We start from the raw sequence: 12,167 nt of genomic DNA on the forward strand, positions 1-12,167 counted from the left end.
GTCTCGTGCTCAAAGAGTCAATTCAATATGCGGCTTGCTTGACACTGGCCGCTTACACAAATGGTCTCAAAGTTAAGAAATAATCCTTTTGCCTATCGCTTATTTACCGGATTCAATTGCTAGCCTTTTGGAGCACGCAGAAAAAGTAGGACCATGAAAGCGAGTCTCGTTTTTATTCTTATTTTCATGAACGTATCTTCTTATGCAATGGAGCTTACTGAGAGTAGGGCGATATCCATATTTCTGGAAAAGAACCTTAGCTTGGTGGCCGCACGCTATGACATAGAAATCTCACAAGCGGCAGAACTCACCGCCAGTCTCTGGCCCAACCCCAATGTGTTACTCGACTCACAATTAAATTCCTTCGGAGAAAACTGGAACCAAAAGAATACTGGGGGACCAGCTCAGCAAGACGTCATCGTTACGATTCCCCTGGATGTTAACGGAATCATCAAAAGAAAAGTTAAAATCGCCAAATTTGCGACCAAAGGCTCTGAGGCCCGGTTTCAATCAGCGTTGCGCGAAGGGCTTTATGGGATGATGGATAGTTTGTATAAAGTTCAACGATTGGAAAGAGAGCATGAGCTCCTTCAGGAGAAAGTTCAACTTCTGGATAAACTTATTATTACGCTAGAGAAACGAATAGGTAGTGCTTCAAATCAAACACTTCTTCAGGGCCGCGCAAGACTTGCCTTGGAAGACTCTAAAGTTGAAGTGCAATCTAATCTTATGGATCAGCATGAAGAAAAGAACAAACTGAGGACTTATCTTTTGATGGAGACCTCTGAAGAAATTACTCCCAATATTATTTTCAAGACTCAGTATTCTGAAAAGATTAATCCTGCTGAACTCGTGAAGTTTGCCAAAGAAAACCGCCCTGATTTTATTGCGCTTGATCTTTTTGGACAGCAAGTAGAACATGAAATGGATTTAAATAAACGCGAAATTTGGGACGAGCTCTCACTTCAAGTCGGGGCCTCTCGACAGAACGAAGTAGGGGCGAGGCCTGGACAAGTGGGAAGCTCTCAATTACCGAGTGCTTTGTCCTGGATGGTTGGGGTCGTATTTCCCATCCCTATTTTTGATCGCAATCAGGGGAAGGTTCTTCAAAGTAAGATTCAAAGAAATCAGGTTTTGGTGAAGGAGCGACTCATGGGGGACGTCCTTGCTAAAGATATTGAGACTTCAATTCGAAAAATTGAATTAACCAACAGCAATTTAAATCGTTATCAAACTCATCAACTGGGAAATGCCAAAACTGTTCGTGATTCTGCTCTAAGGCAATTTGGTACCAGGAGTATTTCATTGATTGAATATCTTGATGCAATCGACTCCTACCACATAGCAATTCATAAATACATCAATGCTCAATATGATCTCACCTCAGAATTATTGAAACTTAAACTCATTTCTGGACAAGATATCCGGCCCTGAGGCCTCAAATTAGAACTCCGCCGTATCTGGATTCGGTCCAATTCGTCCTTCTGCCTGATCGAGCTTTTCAATTGCTTTAAGATCAGCATCGTCCAACTTGAAATTAAAAATCTGGAAGTTCTCGGCAATGCGAGATGGGGTCACTGATTTCGGAATTACGATTAGACCATTATCTAAGTGCCAGCGAAGAATCACTTGTGCCGGAGTTTTTTTATGCTTGGCCGCAATTTGCCCAATGACAGGATCCTGAATGACCTGGCCTCGACCAAGTGGACTCCATGATTCTGTCTTAATGTTATGTTTGTCGTGATAAGCACGCAGCTCTTTTTGTTGAAAGTGAGGATGAAGTTCAATTTGATTTAGAACTGGAACAACTCCAGTTGTATCAATAATTTGATCTAGACAAGCCGGGGTGAAGTTTGAAACCCCAATATTTGTCACACGTTTGTCTTTATAGAGCCGGATCAAGGCCTTCCAGGTGTCCACGTAAAGATTCTTCTTGGGCGCTGGCCAGTGAATGAGGATGAGATCGAGTTTCTCGAGACCAAGCTTCTTCATACTCTCGTCAAATGAACGAAGGGCAGTATCATACCCGTGCTGCTCGTTCCAAACCTTGGTTGTGATGAAAAGTTCATCGCGCTTAATTCCGCTTTCCTTAATCGCAAGACCCAGCTCAGATTCATTTTGATAAATTTGAGCGCTATCGATTGAACGGTATCCAACCTTGAAAGCTTCTTTGACGGATTTAACGGCCTCTTCACCGGTCACCTGCCACATACCGAAACCCAGTTGAGGCATTGTGTGATTATTATGAAATGTGATTGTTTGCATAGTTTACCTTTTGTTAAGGGCCATTATACTTATAGGCATCTCTGGCTGTCTTGATAGGAATGCATCATGAAAAACGAATCGTTTGTTGTTAACTCTACCTCTCGTATTGAGGCCTTTAGTGATGGAGTATTTGCCATTGCTATCACTCTTCTCATTCTTGAACTGAAGGTGCCGGTTGTCACTGTCATTCAAGACAAAAGAGATCTGATGATCGCTCTCAAAGACCTTTGGCCCTCTTACTTTGCCTATGTATTCAGTTTTATCATCATTGGTATTTACTGGTTAAATCATCACTACATTTTCCAACTTTTTAAACGCGTGAATCATACTTTTGGAATTCTGAATCTCTTCTTCTTGATGTCGATTTCTTTTCTACCTTTTCCGACTGCGGTTCTTGCTGAGTATCTAGATGATGATGTTCATCGTTTCTCGGCAGTAACTTTTTATACTTTTGGTCTTCTTCTTCCGGCCATTGCATGGACTGCAAACTGGATCTATGGGAGCAAGGAATACCGCTTAATTGACCACAATTTGAGTGCTGAGTTCATTGGGAAACTGACCCGTCTATACTCATGGTCCACTGTGGTTTATGTCCTGGCACTCATCCTTTCGCTGATCAATGAATGGTTGGGACTTGCTACTTGTGTGATCCTGACCCTGCATTTTCTGTTTCCTCCAGTAAAACCTGTCTATAAAGAGCGCCTAAGTGTTCAAAATTAAAAGAGCTTATAGGGAGATGTAAGGTTTATAAAGTATTCAAAACGTCTATTCATGGGGATCATTTCTGTAGGAGAATCCCCCAATGAAGAAACACGTCCTTTCAGCACTGGCACTGGTGCTGTTTTTCAATGTTGATGTCAAGGCCCAGCAAGAGCTGGTCTCAGATTACTTTAAGAAAGTTCCTCTTGAAGAGGCCCATGTTTTTGGTGGTGAGACTTCACTTTCAAGCTTCAATCCTAAATCGATTAAGGTTCTTGTTTGGAACATTAAAAAGACCCAGGAGCCGGCCTGGCAAACTGAGTTTCTTTCATTTGGTCGTGGTCGCGAATTGTTCCTTCTTCAGGAAGTTTATCCGAATGAACTTTTTAAAAATACACTAGGTGTTCTTAGTAAATTTCGTTGGGACATGGGCATCAGTTTTCGTTATGTCCTCATGAATGACCTTCCCACTGGAACTATGATTGGTTCGAAGGTCGAGCCAATTGAGGTCATCATCAAGCACACTCCTGATCTTGAGCCGATGACGGAAACACCAAAGGCCATGACTTTGGCCCGTTATCCGCTAACCGATAGAAAAGATGATTTTCTCGTGATTAATATTCACGGAATCAACTTCACAGATTTCTATTCTTTCCAGAGACAAATCAATCAGGCAAAAGAAGAGATCGAGAATCATGAAGGTCCGGTTTTAATCGCTGGAGATTTCAATACTCGCAATAGAGAGCGCACTGAATACATGTACAAGGTGATGAAGGCGCTTAAGATGGAAGAGGTCAGTTTCAAAAACGCCAACCAGAGAATGGTGGCGAAATTCTCTACTTACTATTTGGATTATGCTTTTGTTCGTGGTCTTAAAGTAACGAACGCAGAAGTTCTAGGTGGGGCCAAGGGTAGTGATCATAAACCAATGACCCTTGACCTATCTCTTTAGTATTCAAATTCCATTGTCATAGGAAGGTGGTCTGAGTACCCGGTCGCATTGTCAAAGTCAAAGCGATTTGGAATCATTTGCCCAGATCCTCTTTCATCACGCTTCATGATGAACGGTCGATTCATAATCTGAAAGCGGTCAAAGCGCGGTTTCATCTTTGAGCTCTTGTGAATGAAAATATGATCCAGAGAAGACCATTCTCCCTTAAAGAAGTGAGTTCCAGGGTGAAGGTTTCGATTCACTTTTCTGGCCTCTCTTTCAGCGTCTACGAAATCCACCAGGTGATTAAAAGGTGAAGGTACATCAGTCGGTAGAGTATTAAAGTCACCGGCAGCAACAATCAGATCAGCACGACTTTGTTTTGCTAGTTCATTTAACATACGAGCAGAGGCCTCGCGAAATTGAACTGGGTTACTTTGGCTTGGCCAGTGGTTACCGAACACGGCAACGGTCTTTCCTTCAACATTAAGAGCAACACCAGTGATACCGCGAGTTCCAACTCTCTGACCATTGATCACAAGAGGGTAGCGTTGAGCAGAAATAACCGGATATTTAGAAAGAATCCCAATATCGATTCCGCGTTCGTCTTCACCTTCCAGAAGAACCTGGAAGCGGTAAAGACCTCTTAGACCTTGAGTCGCAAGTTGATTTAGAACATTTCTATTTTCGATTTCCTCGATAACAACTACGTCAGGACCTTGTCCGCTATTGTCGTAGGAGCGAATTACCTGCGCGATGTTTTGAAGCTTCCTTTGAAGTTTTGGTTCCGTCCAATCCAGGTTTAAACATTGGTTCACATTAAATGGTGAGCCCTGTTTAGCGCAATACTCATTCATCCCCGGAATGCGATTCTTCACATTGAGGGGCAAGTAAACATAGTCTTCCTTGTTTTGGTCGTGGCGGGTGTCGAAGAGATTCTCAACGTTGTACTGCATGAGCTTGAACGTTTTGGCGTAAGAAAGAGAAGACATCATAAACAGCATTGGTAACAAAAATTTCATAAGTCCCGCTTGTATTGGTTCTGGTTAACTCTAGTTCAATTTAATTTTTTAAATAGTTTCTTCTCGTGAGTATGAAAAAACACCTCAGTTATTAAAAGCTTTTCATCCTATGGCTCTTTAAATAATTCCGGTGGTCTTACGCCTCGTGAAATTCTTTGAATTCCATTCTGGGATTGAATTGTTTTTCCACCAGCATTGATTCCAACGACCTCTCCATTGAAGTTAAGAATTGGTCCACCGCTCATACCGTGTTGAGAATCTGCGGTATGGGCCACGAATGTTCTTTTATCCACAGAATTCATTAGTTGCTGATTGATTTGGAGTAATTGTCCAAAGGTCTCCGGTGTAATGAGCTTTCCGCCAGTGACTTTTTCCAGACAATTTTCTGCATTTTGATAAGGAGCCCGATCAATGTAATCCATTGGATCTTCACCTTCAGGTGTTTCGCAACCTGTACAGGCCGGATATCCAATTGAGGCCACATCATCACTCGTTAATTGCTTGGCCACTTTAAGTGGTTTTCCGATATTTTTTGGGAGTTGAATCGCCAAATAATCAGAGTCGATTCCGTAGAAGGTTCCACCCCTTTGAGTCAGTTGAGTCTGGTGTGGAACAGCGGCAAAAGTCACTTCTTCTTCCAGACCATTAAAAACCATATTGCCGTTTTTATCGAAAATAAAAAGTGGCATTTTGTTTTTTGATTTTAAAAGATCTTGAATCGTTTTTTCATTCGTGGCAGCTTTTGTTTTAAGCATACGCTCAAGAACATGGGCATTGGTCCAAAGCTTACTTCCTGAACCAGTGATAAACCCACTGCCGATGGAGATCTTACCAGGTATGATACAGTTTTCTTTTTCTTCCTGAGTTTTACATCTCTTTAAGAAGGCCTTTTGGATTTCTTTATCTTGTTTATCGATAGTCGTATTATCGATGAACGCAAAGACTTCTTTAATATCAGTTTTGGTAAGGTCAATGGCCTCTAAGTCAGAGTAGTTTTCATAATCTTCAAAAAAGGCCGTTCTCACCTGATAGACCGATTCGGCCGCTGTTTTAAGTTTTGGCGGAAGCTTGGGGTCATTAGGATTAAAAAAACCAGGGGCCGCGTAAACTTGTGCGCTTAAAAGGAGAATAGCAAAGATTAATTTTTTCATGGGAATCTATTAAGCAAATATAGGACCAACTTTATGACTGCTTTTCCCAGAGGATAGACTGTCTAAACTTTTGACGGCCTCTAAAATCTTTACACTTTTTATTTTGTCTCTCCGCGGCTGGTTAAATCCATGGACCTGCGTTCTAATTGTTACTTTAAAAACATCAATTGAGGTTCGAGTTATGGAATATAGAAAATTAGGTGGGTCTGGCTTTAATGTTCCGGTTCTAAGTTTTGGAACGGCCACTTTTGGTGGGGGTAACGAGTTCTTTAAAGCATGGGGAAGCACCGATGTGAAAGAGGCAACTCGTCTTATCGATCTTTGTATGGATCATGGGGTGAATTTTTTTGATACGGCCAATGGATACTCGGCAGGTATGTCGGAAGAAATTCTTGGGGCCGCAATTAAGGGCAAACGAAATAAGCTTCTTATTTCGACAAAATCAACCTTTCCCATGGGAAGTGGTCCCAACGATTATGGTTCATCTCGCTGGTCAATCATCAAAGAGTGTGACGATAGCCTTCGCCGCATGGGCACTGACTATATTGACCTCTATTACATGCATGGATTTGATGCCAATACAAATGTTGAGGAAACTCTCAGAGCATTGGATGATCTCGTACGCGCCGGTAAGATTCGCTACATCGGTTGCTCAAATTTTTCTGGCTGGCACTTAATGAAATCACTTTCTGTATCTGAAAGATATGGATGGTCAAAGTATGTTGCCCATCAGGCCTATTATTCACTAGTAGGGCGTGAATTTGAGTGGGAGCTTATGCCTTTGGCAAAAGATCAGCAGGTTTCAACTGTTGTTTGGAGTCCGATGGCCGGTGGCGCTCTTTCTGGAAAGATCACACGTAAAACTCCACCTGCTGCCGATTCTCGTTCGGCGAAAATGGATTTCGTGGTGTCGGCGAAATCAGATCATCTTTATAATGTGGTGGATGTTCTTCATGAAGTCGCAAGTGAAGTAGGAAAGACCGTTCCTCAAGTGGTTCTTAACTGGGTTCTTTCACGTCCTACAGTTGCAAGCATCATTATTGGTGCACGTAACGAAGAGCAGTTAAAACAAAACTTCGGAGCAATTGGATGGAAGCTTTCACCTGAACAAATCGCCAAGCTCGATGCTGTATCAGATACGAAGCCCATTTACCCTTATTGGCACCAAAAACAATTTCCAATGTTGGGTCATTAAAAAAGAAAGGGGCGACATGGTCGCCCCTTTTTTTATTTCGTCTCTAATTGCTGGCTAAACATCCAGCTATTCCCAAAACGATCTTGAATCATCCCAAAACGAGCATCCCAAAAGGTGTTTTGAAGAGGCATTAAGACTTTGCCTCCTTGAGAGAGCTTATTAAAAGCATCATCCATCTTCTCGTCTTTTTGGTAGTTCACACAAAGGTGAACATTATTTCCAATTTTGATTTCTGAACCTGGATGAGAGTCTGAAGCCATGAGTTGAACGCCACGAATGATGAAGTTGGCATGCATTACTTTTTCTTTCCAGTTCGCAGGGGTGTCCATTCCTGCGTTTTGAGGAGCGTCTTTGTACCTCATAACATATTGAATATCTCCGCCGAAAACATCGCAGTAAAGTTTCATGGCATCTTCACAGCTACCATTGAAGATCAGATAAGATTGTACTCCAAGCATACGTCGTCCTTTATTAGGAGAAAATTGTAGCGAGGATGCTTTCTTTTGGTCAAAGCTGAGCGCATAATTGTAAAATAATTTAAGATTCTTCGGAGAATTAATATGCCTTTTATCCTTTCGCCGATGATTACCAGTGATTCTCCCGGAATGTGGGGCGAGGGTCTCGCTTATGAAAATAAGAACATTTATTCAATCGAATCAGGTAAGATGCCGCCGGTTCAATATGATGAACATGTTCTTCGTTCCCACAGCTTAACTCACATAGAAACTCCGGCCCATACCATCAAAGATGGAAAGCGATTGGATGTTTATTATAAAAAACCTCAAAACTTCTATGGACAGACCCTGGTGATTCGCCTGACTGGGAATAACTATGTTGATAAGGGGAATGGAGTTTATCATTGGGTCATTTCAAAAGCTGAAATTGAAGCACGATTGGATGCTTTGAAGGTCTCACAATTCCCAAAGAAGCTTCTTATTACAACTGAAGTGTATCCTCAGAACAAACAAGGTTATCATGATCCGAACTATGTTCTGACCCTTTCTCAGGAAAGTGCTGACTTCCTCGTTTCACATGAAGAATTTCACCTCTATGGAACGTCCTGGAAATCTTCTGACTTTAACCCGGGTAAACCTGAGCGTCCTATCCACAATACTCTTTTCAAGCAGGCACTCATCCTAGAGAACCTCGAACTCAAAAATGTTCCCGAAGGTTCTTACTTCATGTCTGCTTTCCCTTTACCAATTGAGGGTGCTTCTGAGTCTCCGGTGGTTCCAGTTTTATTTTCAAAAGACGAATTGGAGTTATTATGAATTTTCTCGGCACTGAACTTCCTATCATTCAGGCACCCATGGCCGGGGCCAATGATTCGGCAATGGTCATTGAAGTTTGTAAGGCAGGGGGGCTTGGCTCTCTTCCTTGCGCCAATTTAAGTTCTGACCAGATCCGAAGTGAGGTCGCCAGAATTCGTGCTGCCACTGATAAACCGTTTAACCTCAATTTCTTTTGTCATCATCCTCCGGGCAATAATCCGGAACAAGAAGTAAATTGGAAAAAACGTTTGGCGGATTATTATCAAGAATTTGCTATTGATCTCAATCAAACTATCCCAGTACCTCCTAGGAAAGCTTTTGATGAGGAAATGTGCAGGCTAGTTGAAGAAATTAAACCGGCAGTGGTGAGCTTTCACTTCGGACTTCCTCATGAAGATCTGGTTAAAAGAGTTAAGGCCATTGGAGCAAAGGTTCTTTCTTCTGCCACCACACTTCCTGAAGCTCTTTGGCTTGAGGCCCATGGTTGTGACGCGATTATCGCTCAAGGCTTTGAGGCCGGCGGGCATCGTGGAATCTTTCTTCACAATGATCTTTCGACTCAAGTTGGTACCATGTCTCTCGTTCCATTAATCGTGGACTCGGTAAAAATTCCAGTGATAGCAAGCGGTGGGATTTCTGATATCAGGGGAGTGAAGGCCGCCTTTGTTCTTGGAGCTTCAATGGTTCAAGTGGGCACGGCCTATTTATTTACTCCAGAAGCGAAGGTCTCGCCAGTTCATAGAAAGATCCTAAATGAGGCGAAGACTCATGAAACGGCACTTACCAACGTCTTCACAGGTAGACCTGCAAGAGGCTTCATGAACCGAATCATGCGTGAAGTGGGACCCATTTCTACGGATGCTCCTGAATTCCCTACGGCGGTTAATGCCTTGGCACCTCTTAAGGCAAAGACTGAACCTCATGGATCAGGGGACTTCATGCCTCTGTGGTCAGGTCAATCCGCAGGCTTAGCTCGTGAAATGAGTGCTTTTGACCTCACAAAACTTCTAGGGACTGGTATGTAAAAACCGGGAGGGCCTTTGACCTGAGTCCGGTCTACCAGTACCATTAGTTCGAATGAATAAGCTTAAAGTTGTTTTGTTCTTTCTGGGACTAATTTCAATGGGAACTCTTTGGAGTGCTCCTGGTCTAGTGATTCAAAATCCAAATAACATTCGTATCAATGCCGCTGAATTAAATCATCATTACAAAATTGCTCATGACTTATTCACGCGGGAAATTGGTCCATTAAATGTTCCTCTGACCATTGCCATCGCTCCAAGGGACTGTGTACGAACCGGTTTCAATTTTGTTAGCAACCAAGTTGTGTTCTGTTCAAACGAAAAGGTAATTAACTACGGTCTTGATTCAGTAGATGTGATTTATCACGAAATGTTTCATGCCTTTCTTTGCAATTACTCGCGAAACCTTTGTGGTAATAATATGCGAGTCGATGTCCATGAAGGTCTGGCCGATTACTTTGCCTATCTCATCAATCCTGATGCTTATTTCGGAGAAAATTTTTATCAAGGTTTTGGTTACATTCGTGAATACCGCACGGCCTTGAGAGCAGGTCTGGTCCAAGGGGACCATGAGCGCGGAAACGCTTACGCAAGTTCTTTTATTCAATCTCGTACTTCTCTAAGAAATGCTCTTCGTTTATTCTCCGCACCTCCTCAAAAAGAAGAAGTGGATGATGTTGTAACTGGAATTGAGAAATCAAAACTTAATCGCTATCGTTTAAAACCAAATGAGATCATTGGTATCGAGTTTAAATTTGCTCGAGAGGCCCAGGTGGATAGAGTCGTGTGGAAACTTCCCAATGGTATTTTGGTTCAGGAACTTTCTCCAAAAACATTCAGACTTAAGGCCTCACAGGAAATTCCTGCCTCTAAGGCCTTCGCCGTTTTCCTCAGCAAAAACGGTGCTCAACTTGGAAGTAGGACCTATTACTTCGGGGCCAAGTTCAATTAAGCGGCAATATTTTCTCCTCTAAGTGACAAGATTTTCTTATTAGCTAAGTAGTTATTAGCACTTTGGTGTGCATCAAAAAAGACACGCCTTTTGCCCCTATGGAAATTCTAATTTGTGAGATGATCTTTAGAGGAGATCAGTTCATGGATAGAATTGTCTTTGCTCTTTCACTTATTCTTTTTATCAATTTAGATGCTTCGGCCGGATTAATTTCAAGGTACTTCAATAAGGTCCCTTTAAGCGAGGCCCATACTATTACTGGAACTTCCTCTGAGCGAGAACTCCCGGAGAGTGTTAAGGTTTTGGTTTGGAACATAAAGAAGACCCAAGAGGCCGCCTGGGAAAAAGAATTTAAAACTTTTAGTCAGGGCCGTGAGCTCTTTCTTCTTCAAGAAGCTTATCCGAATGAACTCTTCACGAAAACACTGGAATCATTTCCGGAATTCCGCTGGGACATGGGAATTAGTTTTCGATATCAACTCTTTGGCAATCTTCCCACCGGCACCATGATTGGTTCGCGAGTAGAACCAACTGAACTGGTTATCAAGCATACGGTAGATAGGGAACCTGCCACGGACACTCCGAAGGCAATGACTCTGGGAAAATACCCACTCAAAGGTTCAAGTAAGGAACTCCTGGTGATCAATGTCCATGGTATTAACTTCACGACATTTGGATCATTTAAAAGAAATATGTTCCAGGCCGAGGAAGAGATTTCAAAACACGAGGGTCCAGTACTCGTAGCAGGAGACTTCAATACTCGTACGAAAGCTCGTATGCGCTATTTATTTGATCTCATGCAAAAGCATAAACTCACAGAAGTGAAGTTTAAAAATGCTCACCAAAGAATGGTGGCAAAGTTCACAAACAATGTTTTAGATCACGGCTTCGTTCGTGGTCTCGATGTAAAAAATGCTGAAGTCCTGGGGTTCGCCCGAGGCAGTGACCATAAACCAATGGTCCTTGATATTACAGTTCAGGAGGAGAATTAGGATGATTCTTAGACTGATGTTATGTGCGTTTCTCTTAACATCCGGGCAAGAGGCCCAAGCTGCTTTTTTTAAAGTTTTATCTAAATCTACCATTCGTTCAATCATTGGCCCTTACCCGGCCCCTGGTTCTGAAGAAGAGGCTAGGGACTTTGAGGCCATGCTTGATCTTCAGGCCACTCGTACACCTGAGCAATGCGCGGATGCGGCCACTCAGGAAACTGGAACTTTAAAAAATATTTTCTATCGAAACAATGGTCCCCTCACCAAGCGTGAAGCGAACATCTTGTCGGTAAAACTTTTCAAGGCCTACGCTGAAGCAGGTATTAATATTTATATCGCCAAGGGTGTTTATAAACGTCCTCGCCCTTATAAAACCCGTGCGGATATCATTCCTTGTATTGGACTTGAAAACTCTTACGCATATCCAAGCGGTCATACAACGGTTGCTCGAGTTTTTGCTCGTATTCTTTCTCGAATTTATCCTGATCGTGCCGAAGCTTTTATGAAACGTGCCGATGAGGCCGCTCATCATCGTATCCTCGGAGGAGTTCATCATCCAAGTGATATTGAGGCAGGCAAGAAACTCGGGGATGTTCTCTCTGACCATGTCATGAAAACCACCAATATCCTGAAAGAAGTGCAGGGGATTTGACTAGAAGTTAAGTCC

Annotated in this window: 13 protein-coding genes; 9 read left to right on the forward strand and 4 right to left on the reverse strand. The window is 42.5% G+C overall.

Going from position 1 to position 12,167, the window contains the following annotated elements; translation table 11 throughout:
- Positions 1–153 precede the first annotated feature (153 nt).
- Positions 154–1,434, forward strand: a complete 1,281-nt coding sequence (locus SOO65_RS08245; protein WP_321399240.1) for a TolC family protein — start codon at positions 154–156, stop codon at positions 1,432–1,434.
- A 9-nt stretch (positions 1,435–1,443) separates the two neighbouring features.
- Here the strand turns inward: SOO65_RS08245 and SOO65_RS08250 are convergent, their stop codons facing one another.
- Complete coding sequence (locus SOO65_RS08250) at positions 1,444–2,265, reverse strand: aldo/keto reductase (RefSeq protein WP_321399242.1); 822 nt, start codon at positions 2,263–2,265, stop codon at positions 1,444–1,446.
- 66 nt (positions 2,266–2,331) lie between these two features.
- Here SOO65_RS08250 and SOO65_RS08255 point away from each other — a divergent pair, with 66 nt between their 5' ends.
- On the forward strand, positions 2,332–2,985 hold the full coding sequence (locus SOO65_RS08255) for a TMEM175 family protein (RefSeq protein ID WP_321399244.1): 654 nt from the start codon (positions 2,332–2,334) through the stop codon (positions 2,983–2,985).
- 82 nt (positions 2,986–3,067) lie between these two features.
- The gene (locus tag SOO65_RS08260) at positions 3,068–3,916 is read left to right on the forward strand and encodes an endonuclease/exonuclease/phosphatase family protein (protein WP_321399245.1); all 849 of its coding nucleotides are present in this window, start codon (positions 3,068–3,070) and stop codon (positions 3,914–3,916) included.
- Here the strand turns inward: SOO65_RS08260 and SOO65_RS08265 are convergent.
- Together SOO65_RS08265 and SOO65_RS08270 are read right to left on the reverse strand one after the other, a co-directional pair.
- Positions 3,913–4,917, reverse strand: a complete 1,005-nt coding sequence (locus SOO65_RS08265) for an endonuclease/exonuclease/phosphatase family protein (RefSeq protein ID WP_321399247.1) — start codon at positions 4,915–4,917, stop codon at positions 3,913–3,915. The genes SOO65_RS08260 and SOO65_RS08265 overlap by 4 nt on opposite strands.
- Before the next feature lie 107 nt (positions 4,918–5,024).
- On the reverse strand, positions 5,025–6,068 hold the full coding sequence (locus tag SOO65_RS08270) for a S1 family peptidase (RefSeq protein ID WP_321399249.1): 1,044 nt from the start codon (positions 6,066–6,068) through the stop codon (positions 5,025–5,027).
- A gap of 181 nt (positions 6,069–6,249) precedes the next feature.
- Here SOO65_RS08270 and SOO65_RS08275 point away from each other — a divergent pair, with 181 nt between their 5' ends.
- The gene (locus tag SOO65_RS08275; protein WP_321399252.1) at positions 6,250–7,263 is read left to right on the forward strand and encodes an aldo/keto reductase; all 1,014 of its coding nucleotides are present in this window, start codon (positions 6,250–6,252) and stop codon (positions 7,261–7,263) included.
- A gap of 32 nt (positions 7,264–7,295) precedes the next feature.
- On the opposite strand, the gene SOO65_RS08280 is transcribed toward SOO65_RS08275, so the two are convergent.
- Positions 7,296–7,721 (reverse strand): VOC family protein, encoded by a 426-nt coding sequence (locus SOO65_RS08280; protein WP_321399254.1) that lies wholly within the window; start codon positions 7,719–7,721, stop codon positions 7,296–7,298.
- A 102-nt stretch (positions 7,722–7,823) separates the two neighbouring features.
- Here SOO65_RS08280 and SOO65_RS08285 point away from each other — a divergent pair, with 102 nt between their 5' ends.
- The 5 genes from SOO65_RS08285 to SOO65_RS08305 all read left to right on the forward strand — a co-directional run bounded on the left by SOO65_RS08285 (position 7,824) and on the right by SOO65_RS08305 (position 12,152).
- The gene (locus SOO65_RS08285) at positions 7,824–8,534 is read left to right on the forward strand and encodes a cyclase family protein (RefSeq protein ID WP_321399257.1); all 711 of its coding nucleotides are present in this window, start codon (positions 7,824–7,826) and stop codon (positions 8,532–8,534) included.
- Entirely contained in the window at positions 8,531–9,559 is a 1,029-nt protein-coding gene (locus tag SOO65_RS08290) for an NAD(P)H-dependent flavin oxidoreductase (RefSeq protein ID WP_321399260.1), read from the forward strand. Before SOO65_RS08285 ends, SOO65_RS08290 begins: the two co-directional genes overlap by 4 nt.
- 52 nt (positions 9,560–9,611) lie before the next feature.
- Positions 9,612–10,508, forward strand: coding sequence for a hypothetical protein (locus SOO65_RS08295; protein WP_321399262.1), 897 nt, complete (start codon positions 9,612–9,614; stop codon positions 10,506–10,508).
- Positions 10,509–10,651: 143 nt separating this feature from the next.
- Positions 10,652–11,500, forward strand: a complete 849-nt coding sequence (locus SOO65_RS08300; protein ID WP_321399264.1) for an endonuclease/exonuclease/phosphatase family protein — start codon at positions 10,652–10,654, stop codon at positions 11,498–11,500.
- A gap of 1 nt (position 11,501) precedes the next feature.
- On the forward strand, positions 11,502–12,152 hold the full coding sequence (locus tag SOO65_RS08305) for a phosphatase PAP2 family protein (protein WP_321399266.1): 651 nt from the start codon (positions 11,502–11,504) through the stop codon (positions 12,150–12,152).
- The last annotated feature ends 15 nt before the right edge of the window (positions 12,153–12,167 follow it).

It is taken from the genome of Peredibacter starrii (assembly GCF_034259205.1).
Classification (GTDB): domain Bacteria; phylum Bdellovibrionota; class Bacteriovoracia; order Bacteriovoracales; family Bacteriovoracaceae; genus Peredibacter; species Peredibacter starrii.